Raw genomic sequence first — 16,134 nt, 5'->3', positions numbered from 1 at the left:
TCGCCCTCAAGGAAGAGGCTCGAGGGCGGGAGGTGGGCGTGTTGAATCTCTAAAGGGAATCAGATGAGCGAACTTCAATCACCTTTCCAACTATCTCCTTAACAGAGGAGGCTGGAATAACATCAGGATAAGAATTATCTGATGATGGGTTGGCGCTGACCAAATAGTTTCCATTAGGGCCATGCTTTAGCAACTTGCAGACATAGTTGCCATCAGCAAGGCGAGCGACAACCCTTGAACCAACCCTGCCCTTATTTCGGCAATCTACTATGATCACATCGCCATCACAGATGGGCTTTGGGCCTGCGCACATAGAGTTGCCGCGAACCTTGAACGCTACTGCGCTCCCCCGCAAAGCAATATCCATATCTACCGGGACGTACTTTTCTCGGATATCCTCTTCACTGCCGCTCCCAGCGCCTACCCAACCAATAATTGGAATCTGGGGCCAAAGAGCTTCGACATCTTCCAGGTCATCGTAGAACCGCTCAATTAGGTAAACAAGAGGTACGTCTAATGCCTTAGCAAGTCGCCATAGGGTTCTAATATCAGGGCGAACCCAGGTGCCAGCTGCCGATTGTCGTCCAACCATTGCGGTGCGTAGAGCAGTTCGACCTATGCCCCACTTATCAGCCCACTCATTGGGCTTTGAGATCCCATCACGCCTCATTGCGGCGAAGATTAGATCGTTGACGGGCCCATTTAATATCGGGTACTTTCGAGGTCTACCCATACCGATTGTGCCGATTCGATGACGCTTGACCAAATGGCTCATAGGAGAATATCATAGTCTCCTATGAGAGAACACCCAAACGAAATTGCACAAGCTCTATCCGAACTTATGGATAGGCGTAAAATGAGTGCAAACGTATTGAGCAAAAAGTCGGGTGTTGCGAATGGTTACATCTATGAACTGCTTTCTGGAAAAAAGGGAGAGCAGATTGGATTGCATATTCTGCAGCGGCTTGCTCGGGCCCTGGGAGTAAAAACTAGTTACCTGGTTCATCGTATCGAAAAAATCTCTTCGGAGAAAACCTATGCAGCCAGAAAAAAGTAGGTTTCCGCTACGGCTTTACAGCACCAGCGAGATAGCAGCGGCCTGGGAGCGCAATGAGAGGGCTGTGCGACGCCTGCAATCCACCCCGGGAGTTTACTGCGAGCGAGTTATTGAGAAAGGTCGTCCAGTATTACTGTTCGACCCGTCCAGCATCGAACAAATCTGGGGCCCACCCATACACCCACTCCCACAGCCCGACCTCGAGCCCGCCCCCGAGATTATCCTGCCTACACCCACGACCGCTCTTCAAGCTGAACCAACCAGCGACAGCGTGATCCCCAGTGCCCTCGCCGACCGGCCCGTGCTGCCAGACCTACGCCAGGCAGACCCCGACGACCTGGCCCTGTGGGAGCGCATTGAGCAGTTGCGGCGGCGGCTGGCCCAGATCCCACGGGGCGAACGCACACAAACCATCGCAGCCTTTGCGCGCGCTGAGGGGGTATCTGCTAAAACGGCATACAACTGGCTCAAAATGTCGGCCAGACATTTTTTTGCCCGCCGGGCAGATGCAGGCTCCCTGCACATTCCCACGGAGCTGTTGGAGGCCGTCATCAGCTTGTGGCTGCATCATCCGCAAGCGAGCGCCTGGATGATTCACCGCTGGCTGCAGGTAGCGAATCCCGACATCCTTATATATAACTCAAGTTGCCACCTATCCTGACTACGCAGAAAATAAAGGCCACTATGAACTGGACTGTTCTAGTGGCCTTCTGCATTATAGACGATCTGCTCAAGACCCTCGGACACAAGGACGACCCCCAGAGCAAGACCCCCGCCAGCGTCGTCCTCACCCTCTGGATTCTGGCCGCCCTGGCTTTCGCTGGAAAGCACAAGCACGCCCTGATCTATGCCAAAGAGCAGGGTCTTTTCAGCTACATCCCCTCCCCCAGCCGCTTCAGCCGACGGCTGCACAGCCTGGCCCACTGGATACCGCTGCTATTGTCCCTGAGCAAGACTTTATGGGAGCAGCTAAGCTCAGTGGAGCACTACATCCTCGACACCTTACCCCTGCCGGTCTGTGAAAACATCCGCGCGCCCCGTTGCCGCCTGGCCCCAGCCCGCGTATACCGGGGCTACATTCCCAGCAAACGCAGCTACTTCCACGGACTCAAGCTCCACCTGGTCTGCACGGATAACCAGTGGATCAGCGAAGTTCTCCTCACCCCTGGCGCTACCGCGGACGTGGAGGGGTTGTATCGGCTGCCGCTGGACTTGCCGCAGGGAAGCGAGCTGTACGTGGATCGGGGGTACACCGACTATCAGGCCGAAGATGACCTGGCCATGGCTGAGGGCATCCGGCTGCGTGCCATCCGCAAGGGGAACTCCAAGCGCTACCACCCACCCGGTCAGTTCATAGCCACCGTGGGCAGGAAGATTATCGAGTCGGTGGGTGCTGCCCTGACGGAACTATTCCCCAAGCGCATACATGCCACGACCCTCCAGGGCTTTGTGCTCAAGGTGTGGGGCTTCATCTTTGCCCACAACTTCAGGCGGCTGGCTAGTATTTTGTAGGTGGCAACTTGGGTTATATATAGGCGCAAAAACTACGTGCGCACCTTCAGCGTTCGGGGAGTACGGGACGTGCGCCGCCGCCTCGAGGCGCACCCCGTGACCCGGGCGGCCCTGATGAACGAAGACCAGCGGCGGGAGTTTATGCGCACCTGGTCGGGGGCGGTGGTGGCGACCCATCCCAACGAACTCTGGCAGATGGATATGACCCGCTGCGACACCCTGGTCTGGGGCTATGCCCGCGCCACAGACACCGAGCCCAGCGCATTCCGCCTGCGGATTCACGACTGCATTGACCACTACACCGGGGCCATTCCCGCCCTGGTTTTTAGCAGAGAGGAAAGCCGCCGCCCGACCACCCGCCTGCTCATTCTGGGCCTCTTCCCCAAACCGGGCGGGTGGAACATATACGGGAAACCCAAACGCATCTACCACGACAACGGTTCGTCCTATATTGCCGAGGCCACCCAGCGCGGCCTGGCCACCCTGGGCATCGAGACCAGCACCTCACCGGCCTGGGTGAGCCATACCCGGGGGAAAATTGAGAATTTCCACAAACTCTTTCACGCCTGGGAGCGCACCCTGCCTGGCTACGCCGGGGAGGATGCCAGCCAGCGCAACGACTGGGAGCTGGCCCGGCTGATCCAAAACACCCGCACCTGGTGGGAGAAGGGCTGCCCTCGGGAGGCCGACCCCGGGCGGGGCAACCGGCTGCTGCTGGAGGAAGAATACAAACAGGAGGCGCTGAACTGGCTGCAAAACGACTACCACGCGCGGATTTTGCCCGGTGGCTGTACCCGAGCCGAACTGTTCTTGCGGGAAGTCCCGCCCGAAACCCAGATTCAATACAACCTGCGCGACCTGCTGGAGATATTTGCCGAAAGCGAGGAACGCACCGTGACGGGCAACGGCGAGATCCGCTGGAAAAACCAGCGCTACACTTTGCCCGACGGCACCCTGATGCTCTACCAAAACCGCACGGTGGTGGTGTCTGAGTACGAACACCCGATGACCGGGGAGCCGATCGTCAACCTATATATACAGCAGCCCAACGGCACCCTTCTTGAGCTAGGCCAGGCCTTTCCCGCGCCCGAGAACGCCCTGTCACCGGAGGCCAGATCCCAGCGCCGGGCCAATAAAACAGCCATCAAGGACTTATTCGCCCAGGCCGAAAAATTCCGTCACCAGTACCTCAACCCGAGCTGGCGGCAGGACGCAGTTCTGGCGAAAGGTTCCGCCGTTCCTGCTGAGCCCATCGCCCTGGAATTGCGAGGCCCTAAAGCCGAACTGAAACGCGAGACCCCGGCCCAGGCCGCGGCTAAAGCCGCTGAAAGCCAGGCTGAACTGATAGAGAAGCTGCGCCAGAGCGACAACCCCGTGAGCCGCGCCCTGGCGAACCTAGGCATGGGCACATCGGCCCCCGACCCCTTTGGATTCGGAGAGGAATAATCGAGGGCCGTGCCGAAAGGAGAAGAAAAGATGACAGAACCTATTTTGGGATCCCTGGAGATGATTCGTCAAGCCATCGCCCGGGCGGTGGGGGAGGGCGTCCTACTGCCGGAGGACCGGCCCGACCTGCTCAACACCACCGCGACGCGCATCATTACAGAACGGGTGCGCTTTGGACTCAAGCGCCAGTTTAAGTTCGTGCTGATACACGGGCCCGCAGGGGTGGGGAAGACCGCTACTCTGAAAAACCTGGCCGAACAGACGGGCGGGGCCTACATCCGCTGCTACCCCGACTTCTCCGCACCAGCTCTGGTGCGGGCCGCAGCGGAGCGGCTCCAGATCACGCAGGTGGAGCGCTATCACGTGCTGTTGAACATCGTGGTGGAGAGCCTGCGCCGCAACCCCCGGCTGATCATCCTGGACGACATCGAGAACATCCCCCGCAGTACCCTGGGCACCGCCAAATACCTGGCCGACGAGACCAAATCCACGATCGTGCTGTGCACGATGGACGAGTACGTGCCCCTGGTGCGCCGTTACCGGGATATCGAGAGCCGCATCGGCATCGTGGCCCAGGCCATGCCGCTCAAACAGCCTGAGTTCGCCCGGCTGTACGCCCAGAGCGGGTTTAGCCCCGCCACCCTCAAATCCATCTACGCCCACACCGGCGGGGTGATGCGGGACATCGAGAACCTCATACGGAGCCTGGACGACGCGCTGGAGACCTTGAATGCCGAGATAGACGAAAACCAGCCCAGGTTCACTCGGGCACATATCGAACCACAGAACGTGGATGAGGCGGCGGCACTTCTCAACCTGACAGGAGGAAGCAAATGAAACGACTGAAACGACCCTATAGCTGGATAGACCTGGCCCGCGATATCGCCACCGGTGCCTTTGGAGCAGGCATCATCATTGCAATCATTTACTGGGGGCGCTAATGGCACGCCGACACCTGAGTGGACGCAACAAACAACAACTCCCCAAGAGCGTTACCGACGATAGGGGCGAGGAGATTCCCGTGACCAAAGACGCCGGAACGTTTATCTACCTGAGCGAGGACGGTGAATCCTGGCCCAAAAAACCGCTGGTAGGCCTGCCGCTGGACTTGGCGTGGTTGCAGGTCGGCGATGTTCTTCAAGTTAAGGACCTCAGGCCCAGTTTTTTTATGGGAACGTTATCTCCTGTGAGATTAGTTGAGATACAGATTGAGATCCTGATTCATTCCGGTAAGTGGGGACAGATTCGTCGGAACGTACTGGCTGTGCCAGCGGAAACAGATGACGAATACATAAATGCTGTTCAGGAGGGAATTAATCATGCTTGACCCCCAAACCCAACAACACATCACCCGTCTGCTGGCCCTACCCCGGGAGATCGCCCGGGTAGGGCGGCAGCTCACCGCGTTGCGAGCCGAAAAGCGCGACCTGGAAGACGACCTGAAGAAACGGGCGGCGCAGGCCCGGCTGCTGGCCCGCAAGACACCGGAATTTGCCGCGCTGACCAAAGCAGCCGCACAGGAGGACTTCCTGACGGTGGCGGTGTTTGAAGACGTCCAGTGGGAGGAGGACAACAAACGACTGAAACAACTACAAGCGGCCATCGACAAGCTCCAGGTGGAGAAAGACGAACTTCAGGACGAGCACCAAAGCCTGCGGGCCGCCCTGGAGGGCAAATACGCCGAACTGCTGGAGCGCGTGCTGACCGAGGTGAAGCTGGCCAACCAGCTCACCACCGGCCGCCCGCTGGCATAGACGGGGTAGGTCTATGGAATTCTCACTCGCTCAGGTTCTACAGGAAATCGACCGGGAACTGGCCCTACGCCGCCGCGTGTACAACCAGCTCGTCCGCAAAGGAAAGATGCACTATTCCGACGCCGAGCAGCACTACCTGCGGATGCTGGCGGCCCGCCGCATTGTGGCAGCGCACCCCCACGAGTTCGTCGAGATGCCCGATGCCGAAGAAAACGCCGTTGGCCTTTACAAGACTGACCAGCCATAGCGACCCCGACCTGCGGGCCCTCTGGGGCGAGGCAGAGCCGGCACGCAGTCGGAGCCGCACCCGAACGGACAAAAGCGCCACCCTCGCCAAAATAGCCCAACTCGGGAGGAAATCTATGGAAAAGCCCACCAAGCGCCAGACCTTCGAGCAGAGCCAGGACGCCCTCGAGGCAATCACCAGCAATCTGCACGTCGAACCGCACCAGCAGCTCTACTTTTTCCTGCATGACCTGGCCACCGACCTGATCTACGCGGCCCGGCAGCTCAAGGAGCACAACGAGCTGGAACCGGCCGAGCTGCGCCGCATTGCCCGCCGGGCGATGGCGGCCTACGTGGCCAGCCTGGAACTGTTCGGGGTCACCGGGCCGGAAAACGAGGATGCGGTGCGGGACATCCTGCGCAACCCTCACCGCATGAAGGGGGTCGAGACCCCGTGACGGGCAACGAGCTGCACCGGGAAATAGAGGCCCGACAGCGCTTTCTTGATCGGGCTGCCGGGGCAACCGAGGAAGAGCGGGCGTATACCCGCTGGCGCTGGGCCCTGCAGGAGCGGACCAGCCAGCGCCGGGAAGCGCTACACCGCCTGCTGGAAGCGAGGATCTCATGACCGACTGGATCTGGCTGTTGCTGGCATATACGGCCGGCGGCCTGATGGGCGCGTTGCTCATGGCCCTGCTCTGCGCGTCGGGTCGCCACAGCCGCGAGGAGGATACCCATGACCAGCCTTGACCGTATCTACGCCAAAAACCTGACACCCCTGCAGGCCCGGCACTACGGCCGCCTGTGCGAGATGAACGGAAACTACTACGGGGCTCAGCTCTACGCCGATGTGGCCGAAGCCCTGGAGGCCGCCCAACGCATCCGCGCCATTATGCAACTCCAGGGCTATATCTGCCCCACCTGCGGCAACACCGGCCGGTTGGACGACATCCCCTGCTTCCACTGTGCTGCCTGAACCGACCATGCGCACCCCTGCGGAGATTCTGGACGCGATCCGGCAAGCCGGGCGGCCCGTGCTGCTCTTCTACGCGCACGACACTGCTCTGCGCCTGCGCTACCTGGGCCGCACCGCGCTGCCCGACCAGGACGACGCCGGTCATCCGATGGGCTACCGCCCTGGGGAACTGGTGGATCTGTTCGGGATCTACTCGCCCACCCTGGACGACTGGCTCGAAGTTACTGCAAACACCCTGGCGGTGGTGCTGTCCCGCCGCCAGGTGCACCACCTGGAGCTGGAACATGACTGCCACTGAACTTACCGAACGGCTGAAACGCAAAGGCGTCACGATATACGAGCATCCACGACTGGTACTCAAGGGCGTACACTTTGCGGTCTGGAAAAACGGCGATGGATACATCAAAACCTACGACCTCGAGCCCACCCTCGAGGCCACCTACCCCAGCGAGGATACGGTCTGGCGCTGGATGAAGCAGTATCTGACCGGGCTGCCCCTGCGGGGCATCGGACAGGCGGGCATCGAGCTGATTCTGAAGCGCATGCGCCGGGAGGACCTCGATGCCTAGCGCCCAGGCCCTGGCCCGCCTGCGCCAGGCGCAGGCACAAAAACAGGACAACACCGCCCAGGTGCTGGCCTTCCTGCACGACCACGAGCTGACCCCGGTGCGGCTGCGCAGCGCCAGCATTGAGGTGCTGGTGCGCTACGAGGGGCTGGGCCCGACCGCCGAGGGCGGGGCGGAGCCCCTATATGGCATCCATCTGCCGAGCACCGGTGAGTGGCTGACCGTGGGCCGGCCGAGCCTGGAGGGCTACTTGAAGCTGTACGGGCCCTACACCTGGGAGGCCACGCATGCTTAGGCCCGCCCCCGATTCGGCTGACCCGCGCCACCGGCTGCTCAGAGCGGCGTACCGGATTGCCCAGTACGCTCCCAAACAGCCCGGCCGTTACGCCGCGGAGGCCCGGGTCTCGTGGTCGCAGATTCGGGAAATCCGCGAGGCCCTGGCCGAGCTTGGCATCTCGACTGAACACTGGGACACAGCCTCCGAGCTCGAGCGCCTCTTTCAAGCCTTTGAGGTGCAGCATGGCTGACAAAATCGAACTGGCCCGCCAGGTCTTCCGCGCGCTCTGGGAGGCGGGGCCCGCCGGCTTGGATCGCGACGCCCTGGCCCACGCCGTCCAGCTGCCCGACCGGGAGATGCGGGAAGCGGTCGAACTCTGCGCCAAGCTCTCGGCCCGCCCCGCCCTGCCCGGGGCCAAGCCGGAGGTGGTGGGCTTTGACCCCATGACCCGGCGGTATCACATCGCCAACAGTGCGGAGCAGGCCGACCGCATCATCGCCTACGCCCTGAGCTACGTGCGCAGCGGCCTGGAGCGCATTCTGGCCTACCAGGAGGCCCGCACCCTGCGCTGGGGCGATACCGAACTGCCCCAGGCCATCCAGCAGGCCCTCTTCGAGGCCGAGGAGGTGGCCGGGCGATGGCGGCGCTGAGATACTTGGCAGCCGCGCTCCTGCTGAGCGGACTGGGCTGGCTGATTGCGACTGCCTATACCGAGTTCAAGCGGCTGGAGGGCGAGGTCGCCCAGCTGAAGGCCCGGCGGCCCGCACAGATCAGCCTGGATCTGACCCCCGCCGCGATGGAGACCTGCAAACGCCTTTTCGTGCGCTATACCCAGGGGGGTCACGTGGACGAGTACCGCTGCGAACTGAAAAACGGGGCCATCGTGCTGATGGGCCCCAACTGGCAAAAAGCCCAGGGAGATCGAGCGCCCATCGAGGAACTGGGCAGAGAGGAGCTGAACTGATGGACACGAGCGAGATCAAGGTGCGCCTGGTGGCCGCCGTGACCGAGATGCACGCGCTGCATGCCGTGGACGCGCAACACGCCGAGCGGATCATCGCCCGGCTGGTCGGGCCCTATAGCGACTGGCTGGTCAACCCCGAGCCCGACCCCCAGCCCGAAGGGGATGAACAGACCCACGAACCGATGGAGGAACCCCACGAGCACCACGGGGCGGAACGGGAATGCCTATGGTGCGGCCAGACGTTTGTGGCCGTGCGCAAGGACTCCAGGTACTGCTCCAAGGTCTGCAGCAACCGGGCCTACCGGGCCCGGCGGAAGCAGCAGGGAATCCAGGAGGGGGCATGAACCCCAGCCTGCGCAATAGCCTGATCGGCCTGCTGGCCCTGGCCTACCTTGCCACTCTGGTCATGTCGGCGGGCCACCTGACCAAGTGGTTTGACCTGAGCCTGGGCGACCTGCCTGCGTACTTCTCCATCGGCCTGGCGGTGGGCCTCGAGCTGCTGGCGTTCACCCTCAGCCTGGCCTCCACCCTCGAGCCCCGGCTGCGCTGGAGCCTGGCGGGGGGGATTTTCTTCCTTCTGCTGGTCTGGCTGGGCAACCTGCTGGCGATGGCCCGGGTGGCGGAGGCCCCCGGCTGGGAGGTGCTGGCCCAGAGCCTGTTTGCCCTGGGCCCCCTGGTGGCCGGGAAGGCCATTGGCGAACTGCTCCGACTGACCCCGCCGCTCCCCAGCGCTGCGGCCAAGGAGCCTACGCCGACCATCCATCTGCAGACCCACGTCCACACCACCCAGATCCAGACCGCCCAGGCGGGAATGGGAATGGAACAGAGCGTCCAGTGGGACGACCGAATGGCCCAGATCCAGACCGCCCAGGCGGGAATGGGAATGGAACAGAGCGTCCAGTGGGACGACCGAATGGCCCAGATCCAGACCGCCCAGGCGGGAATGGGAATGGAACAGAGCGTCCAGTGGGACGACCGAATGGCCCAGATCCAGACCGCCCAGGCGGGAATGGGAATGGAACAGAGCGTCCAGTGGGACGACCGAATGGCCCAGATTCTGGATGCCGTGTCCTCGGTACCACTTCGTCCGTCCACCCTGGCCCGCCTAACCGGAATTCCCAAGACCACGGTGTACCGCCTGACGGCCCGGCTGGTGGAGGCCGGGCTGGTACTGGAAACCCCGGACGGTCTGATCCGCAGGGAGGCGGGGCATGGATAGCAACCTGGAACGCTGGCGCGCGGAACACCTGGCCAAATACCTCTGGTGGGTGGCCACCGGACTGAAGACCTGGCAGGTTGACGGTACCGGCCACGCCCCGGAGGTGGAACGGTCGGTGGGGCGGATTGAACGGCCCGGCTACCTGCTGGTACGGGTGATGGAACTGCCCGCCATCAACATTCCCAGGCACACCCTGCGCCTCTGGCGGTCGGACTACAAGAGCCTACTGGAACAGACCGACCCGGCCATCAAGGACGAATGGGCGGCCTTCCTGCACCGGGCCCGGTGGTCCAGCCTGTGGTACTACGATTCCCACCACCGGCGGGTTCGGGCCGCCAACGAGCACCGGGGCCTGACCGCGTGGACCCTGGAACTGGCCCGGCGGGCTGAGGTGGTGCGAACAGACGTATAGCAAAAATTTTGCTAGGATTTCTATAGCCTACCCCGTCGCATCCTGCGGCGGGGTTCACGTTTTGGAGGGACATGGACGAAAATGAGAACCGCTTGCTGGAGCATCTGATCCGGGCTGTCCGAGCGCCTCGGCGGGCCGAGCGGGAGGCGGAACTGCGGGAGGCCGAGACCCTGCTGCAAGCGCGCAAGGTCATCTTGCAGATTCCCAAGCCCAGAGCCCCCGCCTGGTGGCAGAACGAATGGTTCTTCAGGCTGCTCGCCAGCCTGATCGGCGCCGCGCTGGCCGCGCTGGGCATCAACTGGAAACCATAGGAGGACAACTTGAGCATCTTCAACAAGAACAATCCGCGCCGGGCTGCCCTGATCCGGGGCCGCATCCTCGAGGTGGTCTACTTCGCCGCGATGGGCGATGCGCTCAACCCGGACGACCCCTACACCATGAGCCGAGGGGTGCTGGTGGCGGCCCTGGAACAGCTGAACGAGCTGCCCAGCGAGGCAGACCTGCACGCTGCCCTGCGCTACTGCGCCGAGAAGGGCTACCTCGAGGTGGCCTGGCGCAAAGACGGCACCGGCACCTTCGATAGCGTGCGGCTGACCACCGCCGGGATCGACCTGTACGAGGGCACGCTGCACGACAGAGCGGTCTTTTTTACCTCGAGGCGCTGATGGAACGCCTGGATCGGATCGAAGCCCAGATCGAAAGCCTGCGGGAAGAGCTGCGGGGCCTCCGACTGGCCCATACCATTGCGCACGACGACCTGAGCCGCACGCTGCAGGACGTGCGGGAGGCGCTGGCCCATCTGCAGATAGGGCTGAGGCCGCCTCGAAAGCGGGTCTGGCTGGCACTGACGCTGGCGGCGATTGGATTCGGGCTGGGATTCACGGCCCACTGGCGGATTTCGCAGGAGGAGGTGAGCCATGTCAGACCTGTTCTATCCCCGCGAGCCCCGCTGCAAGATTTGCAACAGCCCGCTGCGCGATGAGATCGACCAGATGCTGCTGGGCAACGAGCTCACGCCGGACGGCCGACGCTGGCGCATGGAGGAGATTGCGGCCTGGGCACAGCAGCGGGGACTCGAGACCAGCATTGCAGCCCTGTCTCGCCATAAAAACAACCATCTTCACCCGGCGATGCAGGCGGCACTGGAGACCGAGCGCATGGTGGAGGCCATCAGCCAGGCCACGGGGCGGAAGCTCTCGGTGGCCCGGGCCTATGCCAACGCCGTACTGGCCAAAACCCTCCGGGTGCTGGACGACCTGGACTGGCAGAGCCTGGACGACAACCAGCGGCTGCGGGCGATCGACCGGGGCCTGCGGGCCGGGGAGGTGCTGAGCCGCTTGGAGCGGGCCGACGTGCGCCTGGAGGTGGCCGCCAAGGTAGAGGCCACCCTGTCCGAGGCCGGGGCCAGCGCCGAGATCATCCGGCGGGTGCGGGAGGTTTATGGCCTCGACTGACGTAATCCTGTTGCCCTACCAGCAGCGCTGGGTGGCCGATAAGAGCCGCTTCAAGATCGGCCTCTGGTCCCGCCAGACCGGCAAGAGCTTCGCGGCCTCCCTTGAGGCCGTCCTGGACTGCCTCGAGCACCGGGGCCAGCTGTGGATCTTCCTCTCCCGGGGCGAGCGGCAGAGCCTGGAGCTGGCCGAAAAAGCCAAGCGGCACTGCGAGGCCATCCGGGCGGTAGCCGAGCTGCACCAGGAGCAGTTTGATGTCGCCACCAAGCAGTACGTGATCCAGTTCCCTAACGGCAGCCGCATCATCAGCCTGCCGGCCAACCCTGACACCGCCCGGGGCTACTCGGGGAGCGTGCTCCTCGACGAGTTCGGCTTTCACCAGGACTCCCGCGAGATCTGGGGGGCCATCTACCCCACCATCACCCGCAACGAGCGCTACAGGATCCGGGTCATATCCACCCCCAACGGCCAGAGCGGGAAGTTCTGGGAGCTGTGGCAGGGCGGACCCGGTGACGTGTGGAGCCGGCACCGGGTGGATATCTACGATGCGGTCAAAGAGGGCCTGGCCATTGACCCGGAGGTGTTGCGTCAGGGCATCCGCGACCCGCTCAAGTGGCAGCAGGAGTACTTGCTGGAGTTTGTGGAGGAGAACACCGCCTGGCTGCCCTACGATCTACTGGCCACCTGCGAGAGCGAACTAGCCCGCACCGACGGCGAGCTGGAGCGGGAGGGCGAGCTGTACCTGGGCATGGACATCGGACGGCAGCGCGACCTGAGCGTGATCTGGGTGATCGAGCAGGTGGGGGACGTGCTGTGGACGCGGCGGGTAATCTGGCTCGAGCGCACCCCCTTCAGCGCCCAGCGGGAGGTGCTGTACGGGCTGCTCCCGCAGGTGCGCCGGGCCGCCATCGATGCCACCGGCCTGGGGATGCAGCTGGCGGAGGAGGCCCGCCAGCGCTTTGGCAGCAAGGTGGAGCCGGTGCTGTTTACCAACGCGTGCAAGGAAGACCTGGCCATCACCCTGCGCCGCCGCTTTGAGGATCGCCGGATCCGCGTCCCCCCCCACGAGCGCATCCGCGAGAGCCTGCACGCGGTGCGGCGCATCACCACCAGCGCGGGCAACTTCCGCTTTGACGCCGAACGCGATGATGCTGGCCACGCCGATGAGTTCTGGGCGGCTGCCCTGGCCGTGCATGCAGCCGCCCGGCCCAGCGGCCCCATTGCCTTTGAACGGGTGGGGGGCCCCCGGCTGGAGAGAGGAGCCTGGTAATGTGGCTGACTGAACAGATCGCAAAATTGCTGGGGACAAAGCCCCCATCAGCCCCCACCCCCCAGACCCCCAGCGGGCGGGTCGGTAGCGGGATTTCCCGGGGGCTGGAGCCGGCGGGCCTGGCCGCCATCCTGCGCCAGGCCGAGCAGGGCGACCTGACCAAGCAGATGGAGCTATTTGAGGAGATTGAGGAGAAGGATGCCTACCTGGCCAGTCTATTACAAACGCGGAAGCAGGCGGTGCTGGCCCTGGACTACGCGGTGCTTCCCGCCGACGACTCGGCGGAGGCGAAGCAGATCGCGGACCAGGTAGCCGCCCTGCTGGCCAATATCGACCTCGAGTACCTTCTGCTCGACCTGCTCGACGCCATCGCCAAGGGGGTCAGCGTGGTGGCGGTGCGCTGGGAGTATCAGCGTATTGCCCGGATGCAGGTGCCGGCGGGGTTCACCTGGGTGCACCAGCGCAACCTGACCTATGACGCAGATACCGGAACCCTCCGGATGCGCACGAACGACGGGGCCGTCCCCATCCCCTACGGCGCGGCGCTGGTGCACCACTACCGGGCCAAATCGGGATCGTTGAACCGGGCGGGCCTGATGCGCAGCCTGGCCTGGCTGTACCTGTTCAAAAACTACGCGGTAAAGGACTGGGCGACCTTTCTGGAGATGTACGGGCAGCCGCTGGTGCTGGGCAAATACGACCCCACGGCCAGCAAGGACGAGCTGAACGCCCTCAAGGAGGCCGTAGCAGCCCTGGGGCCCGAGGGGCGCGGGGTGATCTCGAAGAACGCCGAGATCGAGTTCAAGGAGGCCCAGCGCTTCGGCAGCGCCGACGCCTACAGTAAGTTCATCGAGCTCATGGAGCGGGAGATGGCGGTGGCCGTGACCGGGAGTCCCCTGAGCAGCTTCGACGGCGCCGGGGGCTCCAACGCGATGGCTCTTACCCTGGATAAAATCTCGCAGAGATTGACCCGCTCCGACGCCAAGGCGGTCTATGCCACCCTGCGCCGCGATTTGCTGGTGCCCTTCTGCCACTACAACTTCGACCGGGCTGACCTAACGCCGGTGGTGGAGCCGATTATTCGGGAACCGGAGGATCTGCGCACCGCCGCCGAGACCGTCAAAACGTTGGTGGAAGCGGGGGCACCCATCCCGGTGAGCTACATCCAGAAGCGGTTTCAGATCCCAGCGCCCCAGCCCGAGGACGAGATTCTGGATCCCATGCGGAATCAGTTGAGGATGGCCTCGAGGGGGCGGCGGGTGAAGCTGGCCTCGGGGGAGCCGCTGGAGCAGGCTCGAGGTTTCGTCAACGGCATGCTATTTGTGGACGAACTGATTCCATCCGCCACCAAACAGGCCGCCGCGATCATGCAGGCCGACCTGGAGCAGATTTTGCAAGTGATTGAGCAATCGCCGGATTACCCCACATTACGACGGAAGCTGGAAGCCCTGTACGCCGACCTGGAACCCGGGGCGTTGGCCGAGTTGCTGGAAAATGCCCTGGTGCTGGCAAACCTGGCTGGCCGTGTGGCGGTGAGGGAGGATGTCGATGGCTTGGAAGGTGCGGGCTGACCCGCTGCGCTTTGAAGAGGCCGAGGCCTTTCTTCGCCAGAAGGTGCCCCTCACCCAGGAGGAATACCGCTCTCTAACACTGCAAGAGGCGCAGCAGGCCTTCACCGTGGCGGGGGTGGCCCAGCTTGACCTGATTCACGAAATCCTGCAGTCCCTTCAGACCGCGATAGAGGCAGGCACCCCCTACGAGGAGTGGGCCCGTTCCATCGGGCCCCGGCTTTCGGCGGCATGGGGAGGGACCAAACCCTGGCGGCTGGAGTTGATCTTTCGACAAAACATTCTGGGAGCATACGCTGCTGGGCGCTACGAGCAACAGACCGATCCTCAGGTGCGTTCGGCTCGTCCCTACTGGATGTACGATGCGGTGCTGGACTCGGGCACCACCCCCATCTGCCGGGGCCTGAACGGCGTGATTCGACCAGCAGATGACCCCATATGGGAGCGCATATATCCCCCCAACCACTTCGGCTGCAGGGCAGGGGTGCGGAGCCTGACCGCGCGGGAAGCGGAGGCCAGGGGAGGGGTAAGCCCACTGCCTCCCGGGCTGGAGGTGCCGCCAGGGTTCGCCCGGCCCCCCACAGCAAGATGGGAGCCGGACCCAGCCAAATACTCACCTGAGCTTTGGGAAGCCCTGCAAGGCAAGCTAGCCGAGCGGATTGAGATTGGCCGGGAGATTCTGGAGCTGCGGGGGCAGGTAAGCGTCCGGGAGAGAGACCGAATTTTGCGGGGTCTGGAAGGGCTGAGATTAAACCGCTGGATGGAACAAAATCCTATCCGGACGCTCGAGATTACCGCAAACCTTACAAACCGTATGGGTGACTACGACCGACTTACGCAGACCATCCGGCTGCTATATCCCAGACCCGACGGAAGTTGGGCCGACGAAAAGCCGTTGGGCCAACTGCGGGCGGTTTCGACCAAAGGTAGCTCGGCCCTCCAGGCCGCAGCAATTACTCTGGTACACGAGTTCGGGCATCACCTGTACGAAGCGATGCGAGAAGAGACGGAGAACCGACTTTTTGCCAGGTACATTCAAGTCAAAAAGGAGGGCCGATTTGTCTCGCTTCGGGCAAGAGACGGAGTGCTTGAGTGGTTTTCGGAGTCTCTGGCTGCCCACCGGTTCTTTCGGAGGGATTTTCGCAAGTTTGACCCGGCCACATCTGCTATTATTCAGGATGTGTTGGCTCGTCTGCGTTGAGGGGAGCGCCTATGGAACATAAACCCACCGTCGGAGACCTGAACGACGAGATTTACATCCTGCACCGTGAAGGCCGGTATACGCGAGAGGATTTCGAGCGGCTCTGGCCCCAACTGGTTGAGGCAGCGGGGGATGACCTCGAGGCCCTTGAGACGGTATGGATTTTGTCTCCAAAGGATTGGTGGGAAGAGAAGCGCCGCGCACTAGAGGAACTTAGCTTGAAAAACGCGCTCCCA

Annotated in this window: 29 protein-coding genes; 28 read left to right on the top strand and 1 reads right to left on the bottom strand. The window is 62.9% G+C overall.

Annotation, left to right across the window (positions count from 1 at the left end):
- Positions 1 to 49 precede the first annotated feature (49 nt).
- A complete protein-coding gene (locus MRUB_RS15605; protein WP_013014247.1) occupies positions 50 to 775 on the bottom strand; it encodes a S24 family peptidase in 726 nt (241 codons plus the stop codon).
- Between the two features lie 21 nt (positions 776 to 796).
- On the opposite strand from MRUB_RS15605, the gene MRUB_RS15600 reads away from it, so the two are divergent.
- The 28 genes from MRUB_RS15600 to MRUB_RS09950 all read left to right on the top strand — a co-directional run bounded on the left by MRUB_RS15600 (position 797) and on the right by MRUB_RS09950 (position 15,898).
- Positions 797 to 1,057 (top strand): helix-turn-helix domain-containing protein, encoded by a 261-nt coding sequence (locus MRUB_RS15600; RefSeq protein WP_081439956.1) that lies wholly within the window; start codon positions 797 to 799, stop codon positions 1,055 to 1,057.
- A 64-nt stretch (positions 1,058 to 1,121) separates the two neighbouring features.
- Positions 1,122 to 1,718, top strand: coding sequence for a hypothetical protein (locus MRUB_RS10070; RefSeq protein WP_244403974.1), 597 nt, complete (start codon positions 1,122 to 1,124; stop codon positions 1,716 to 1,718).
- A 23-nt stretch (positions 1,719 to 1,741) separates the two neighbouring features.
- Positions 1,742 to 2,569, top strand: coding sequence for an IS982 family transposase (locus MRUB_RS10065; protein ID WP_013012997.1), 828 nt, complete (start codon positions 1,742 to 1,744; stop codon positions 2,567 to 2,569).
- Positions 2,570 to 4,015, top strand: coding sequence for an integrase catalytic domain-containing protein (locus MRUB_RS10060; RefSeq protein WP_013014245.1), 1,446 nt, complete (start codon positions 2,570 to 2,572; stop codon positions 4,013 to 4,015).
- 30 nt (positions 4,016 to 4,045) lie between these two features.
- Complete coding sequence (locus MRUB_RS10055) at positions 4,046 to 4,852, top strand: AAA family ATPase (RefSeq protein WP_013014244.1); 807 nt, start codon at positions 4,046 to 4,048, stop codon at positions 4,850 to 4,852.
- 184 nt (positions 4,853 to 5,036) lie between these two features.
- Positions 5,037 to 5,342, top strand: coding sequence for a hypothetical protein (locus tag MRUB_RS10050; protein ID WP_244403973.1), 306 nt, complete (start codon positions 5,037 to 5,039; stop codon positions 5,340 to 5,342).
- Positions 5,335 to 5,769 (top strand): hypothetical protein, encoded by a 435-nt coding sequence (locus tag MRUB_RS10045; protein WP_013014242.1) that lies wholly within the window; start codon positions 5,335 to 5,337, stop codon positions 5,767 to 5,769. The genes MRUB_RS10050 and MRUB_RS10045 overlap by 8 nt, the downstream gene beginning before the upstream one ends.
- A gap of 13 nt (positions 5,770 to 5,782) precedes the next feature.
- Positions 5,783 to 6,016 carry a hypothetical protein gene (locus MRUB_RS10040; protein WP_013014241.1) on the top strand — a complete coding sequence of 78 codons (234 nt, stop codon included), beginning with the start codon at positions 5,783 to 5,785 and terminating at the stop codon, positions 6,014 to 6,016.
- 115 nt (positions 6,017 to 6,131) lie between these two features.
- The gene (locus MRUB_RS10035; protein ID WP_013014240.1) at positions 6,132 to 6,452 is read left to right on the top strand and encodes a hypothetical protein; all 321 of its coding nucleotides are present in this window, start codon (positions 6,132 to 6,134) and stop codon (positions 6,450 to 6,452) included.
- Positions 6,449 to 6,622: a hypothetical protein gene (locus tag MRUB_RS16000; protein WP_013014239.1), complete on the top strand. Its 174-nt coding sequence runs from the start codon at positions 6,449 to 6,451 to the stop codon at positions 6,620 to 6,622. Before MRUB_RS10035 ends, MRUB_RS16000 begins: the two co-directional genes overlap by 4 nt.
- The gene (locus MRUB_RS16235; RefSeq protein WP_013014238.1) at positions 6,619 to 6,744 is read left to right on the top strand and encodes a hypothetical protein; all 126 of its coding nucleotides are present in this window, start codon (positions 6,619 to 6,621) and stop codon (positions 6,742 to 6,744) included. Before MRUB_RS16000 ends, MRUB_RS16235 begins: the two co-directional genes overlap by 4 nt.
- On the top strand, positions 6,731 to 6,970 hold the full coding sequence (locus tag MRUB_RS10030; RefSeq protein WP_013014237.1) for a hypothetical protein: 240 nt from the start codon (positions 6,731 to 6,733) through the stop codon (positions 6,968 to 6,970). The genes MRUB_RS16235 and MRUB_RS10030 overlap by 14 nt, the downstream gene beginning before the upstream one ends.
- On the top strand, positions 6,960 to 7,268 hold the full coding sequence (locus MRUB_RS10025; RefSeq protein ID WP_244403972.1) for a hypothetical protein: 309 nt from the start codon (positions 6,960 to 6,962) through the stop codon (positions 7,266 to 7,268). The genes MRUB_RS10030 and MRUB_RS10025 overlap by 11 nt, the downstream gene beginning before the upstream one ends.
- Positions 7,255 to 7,539: a hypothetical protein gene (locus tag MRUB_RS10020; protein ID WP_013014235.1), complete on the top strand. Its 285-nt coding sequence runs from the start codon at positions 7,255 to 7,257 to the stop codon at positions 7,537 to 7,539. The genes MRUB_RS10025 and MRUB_RS10020 overlap by 14 nt, the downstream gene beginning before the upstream one ends.
- Positions 7,532 to 7,831: a hypothetical protein gene (locus MRUB_RS10015; protein ID WP_013014234.1), complete on the top strand. Its 300-nt coding sequence runs from the start codon at positions 7,532 to 7,534 to the stop codon at positions 7,829 to 7,831. The genes MRUB_RS10020 and MRUB_RS10015 overlap by 8 nt, the downstream gene beginning before the upstream one ends.
- Positions 7,824 to 8,063, top strand: coding sequence for a hypothetical protein (locus MRUB_RS10010; protein ID WP_013014233.1), 240 nt, complete (start codon positions 7,824 to 7,826; stop codon positions 8,061 to 8,063). Before MRUB_RS10015 ends, MRUB_RS10010 begins: the two co-directional genes overlap by 8 nt.
- Positions 8,056 to 8,463 (top strand): hypothetical protein, encoded by a 408-nt coding sequence (locus MRUB_RS10005; protein ID WP_013014232.1) that lies wholly within the window; start codon positions 8,056 to 8,058, stop codon positions 8,461 to 8,463. Before MRUB_RS10010 ends, MRUB_RS10005 begins: the two co-directional genes overlap by 8 nt.
- A complete protein-coding gene (locus MRUB_RS10000; protein ID WP_013014231.1) occupies positions 8,451 to 8,777 on the top strand; it encodes a hypothetical protein in 327 nt (108 codons plus the stop codon). The genes MRUB_RS10005 and MRUB_RS10000 overlap by 13 nt, the downstream gene beginning before the upstream one ends.
- Positions 8,777 to 9,121 (top strand): hypothetical protein, encoded by a 345-nt coding sequence (locus MRUB_RS09995; protein WP_013014230.1) that lies wholly within the window; start codon positions 8,777 to 8,779, stop codon positions 9,119 to 9,121. The genes MRUB_RS10000 and MRUB_RS09995 overlap by 1 nt, the downstream gene beginning before the upstream one ends.
- Entirely contained in the window at positions 9,118 to 9,996 is an 879-nt protein-coding gene (locus MRUB_RS09990; protein ID WP_013014229.1) for a helix-turn-helix domain-containing protein, read from the top strand. The genes MRUB_RS09995 and MRUB_RS09990 overlap by 4 nt, the downstream gene beginning before the upstream one ends.
- Positions 9,989 to 10,408 carry a hypothetical protein gene (locus MRUB_RS09985; protein ID WP_013014228.1) on the top strand — a complete coding sequence of 140 codons (420 nt, stop codon included), beginning with the start codon at positions 9,989 to 9,991 and terminating at the stop codon, positions 10,406 to 10,408. Before MRUB_RS09990 ends, MRUB_RS09985 begins: the two co-directional genes overlap by 8 nt.
- Positions 10,409 to 10,479: 71 nt before the next feature.
- Positions 10,480 to 10,719 carry a hypothetical protein gene (locus tag MRUB_RS09980; protein WP_013014227.1) on the top strand — a complete coding sequence of 80 codons (240 nt, stop codon included), beginning with the start codon at positions 10,480 to 10,482 and terminating at the stop codon, positions 10,717 to 10,719.
- A gap of 9 nt (positions 10,720 to 10,728) precedes the next feature.
- Positions 10,729 to 11,073 carry a hypothetical protein gene (locus tag MRUB_RS09975; RefSeq protein ID WP_013014226.1) on the top strand — a complete coding sequence of 115 codons (345 nt, stop codon included), beginning with the start codon at positions 10,729 to 10,731 and terminating at the stop codon, positions 11,071 to 11,073.
- On the top strand, positions 11,073 to 11,390 hold the full coding sequence (locus tag MRUB_RS09970; protein WP_015586831.1) for a hypothetical protein: 318 nt from the start codon (positions 11,073 to 11,075) through the stop codon (positions 11,388 to 11,390). Before MRUB_RS09975 ends, MRUB_RS09970 begins: the two co-directional genes overlap by 1 nt.
- Positions 11,326 to 11,862, top strand: coding sequence for a DUF3486 family protein (locus tag MRUB_RS09965; RefSeq protein WP_013014225.1), 537 nt, complete (start codon positions 11,326 to 11,328; stop codon positions 11,860 to 11,862). The genes MRUB_RS09970 and MRUB_RS09965 overlap by 65 nt, the downstream gene beginning before the upstream one ends.
- Positions 11,849 to 13,129: a terminase large subunit domain-containing protein gene (locus MRUB_RS09960; RefSeq protein WP_013014224.1), complete on the top strand. Its 1,281-nt coding sequence runs from the start codon at positions 11,849 to 11,851 to the stop codon at positions 13,127 to 13,129. The genes MRUB_RS09965 and MRUB_RS09960 overlap by 14 nt, the downstream gene beginning before the upstream one ends.
- Positions 13,129 to 14,700, top strand: a complete 1,572-nt coding sequence (locus tag MRUB_RS09955; RefSeq protein WP_013014223.1) for a DUF935 domain-containing protein — start codon at positions 13,129 to 13,131, stop codon at positions 14,698 to 14,700. Before MRUB_RS09960 ends, MRUB_RS09955 begins: the two co-directional genes overlap by 1 nt.
- Positions 14,672 to 15,898, top strand: coding sequence for a phage head morphogenesis protein (locus MRUB_RS09950; protein WP_244403971.1), 1,227 nt, complete (start codon positions 14,672 to 14,674; stop codon positions 15,896 to 15,898). Before MRUB_RS09955 ends, MRUB_RS09950 begins: the two co-directional genes overlap by 29 nt.
- The last annotated feature ends 236 nt before the right edge of the window (positions 15,899 to 16,134 follow it).

Source organism: Meiothermus ruber DSM 1279 (assembly GCF_000024425.1).
In the GTDB taxonomy this organism is placed as follows: Bacteria; Deinococcota; Deinococci; order Deinococcales; family Thermaceae; genus Meiothermus; species Meiothermus ruber.
This window is presented reverse-complemented; position numbering and strand designations above follow the sequence as displayed.

What these genes read in the sequence shown, in the direction of transcription:
- MRUB_RS10010 (WP_013014233.1), top strand. Translation starts at nt 7,824, where the DNA reads ATGCTTAGGCCCGCCCCCGATTCGGCTGACCCGCGCCACCGGCTGCTC.
- MRUB_RS10055 (WP_013014244.1), top strand. Translation starts at nt 4,046, where the DNA reads ATGACAGAACCTATTTTGGGATCCCTGGAGATGATTCGTCAAGCCATC.
- MRUB_RS10035 (WP_013014240.1), top strand. Translation starts at nt 6,132, where the DNA reads ATGGAAAAGCCCACCAAGCGCCAGACCTTCGAGCAGAGCCAGGACGCC.
- MRUB_RS10045 (WP_013014242.1), top strand. Translation starts at nt 5,335, where the DNA reads ATGCTTGACCCCCAAACCCAACAACACATCACCCGTCTGCTGGCCCTA.
- MRUB_RS10020 (WP_013014235.1), top strand. Translation starts at nt 7,255, where the DNA reads ATGACTGCCACTGAACTTACCGAACGGCTGAAACGCAAAGGCGTCACG.
- MRUB_RS16235 (WP_013014238.1), top strand. Translation starts at nt 6,619, where the DNA reads ATGACCGACTGGATCTGGCTGTTGCTGGCATATACGGCCGGCGGCCTG.
- MRUB_RS10040 (WP_013014241.1), top strand. Translation starts at nt 5,783, where the DNA reads ATGGAATTCTCACTCGCTCAGGTTCTACAGGAAATCGACCGGGAACTG.
- MRUB_RS09970 (WP_015586831.1), top strand. Translation starts at nt 11,073, where the DNA reads ATGGAACGCCTGGATCGGATCGAAGCCCAGATCGAAAGCCTGCGGGAA.
- MRUB_RS09960 (WP_013014224.1), top strand. Translation starts at nt 11,849, where the DNA reads ATGGCCTCGACTGACGTAATCCTGTTGCCCTACCAGCAGCGCTGGGTG.
- MRUB_RS10000 (WP_013014231.1), top strand. Translation starts at nt 8,451, where the DNA reads ATGGCGGCGCTGAGATACTTGGCAGCCGCGCTCCTGCTGAGCGGACTG.
- MRUB_RS09985 (WP_013014228.1), top strand. Translation starts at nt 9,989, where the DNA reads ATGGATAGCAACCTGGAACGCTGGCGCGCGGAACACCTGGCCAAATAC.
- MRUB_RS10030 (WP_013014237.1), top strand. Translation starts at nt 6,731, where the DNA reads ATGACCAGCCTTGACCGTATCTACGCCAAAAACCTGACACCCCTGCAG.
- MRUB_RS09965 (WP_013014225.1), top strand. Translation starts at nt 11,326, where the DNA reads ATGTCAGACCTGTTCTATCCCCGCGAGCCCCGCTGCAAGATTTGCAAC.
- MRUB_RS09980 (WP_013014227.1), top strand. Translation starts at nt 10,480, where the DNA reads ATGGACGAAAATGAGAACCGCTTGCTGGAGCATCTGATCCGGGCTGTC.
- MRUB_RS09990 (WP_013014229.1), top strand. Translation starts at nt 9,118, where the DNA reads ATGAACCCCAGCCTGCGCAATAGCCTGATCGGCCTGCTGGCCCTGGCC.
- MRUB_RS10065 (WP_013012997.1), top strand. Translation starts at nt 1,742, where the DNA reads ATGAACTGGACTGTTCTAGTGGCCTTCTGCATTATAGACGATCTGCTC.
- MRUB_RS09955 (WP_013014223.1), top strand. Translation starts at nt 13,129, where the DNA reads ATGTGGCTGACTGAACAGATCGCAAAATTGCTGGGGACAAAGCCCCCA.
- MRUB_RS15600 (WP_081439956.1), top strand. Translation starts at nt 797, where the DNA reads ATGAGAGAACACCCAAACGAAATTGCACAAGCTCTATCCGAACTTATG.
- MRUB_RS09995 (WP_013014230.1), top strand. Translation starts at nt 8,777, where the DNA reads ATGGACACGAGCGAGATCAAGGTGCGCCTGGTGGCCGCCGTGACCGAG.
- MRUB_RS15605 (WP_013014247.1), bottom strand. Translation starts at nt 775, where the DNA reads ATGAGCCATTTGGTCAAGCGTCATCGAATCGGCACAATCGGTATGGGT.
- MRUB_RS09950 (WP_244403971.1), top strand. Translation starts at nt 14,672, where the DNA reads ATGTCGATGGCTTGGAAGGTGCGGGCTGACCCGCTGCGCTTTGAAGAG.
- MRUB_RS10005 (WP_013014232.1), top strand. Translation starts at nt 8,056, where the DNA reads ATGGCTGACAAAATCGAACTGGCCCGCCAGGTCTTCCGCGCGCTCTGG.
- MRUB_RS10015 (WP_013014234.1), top strand. Translation starts at nt 7,532, where the DNA reads ATGCCTAGCGCCCAGGCCCTGGCCCGCCTGCGCCAGGCGCAGGCACAA.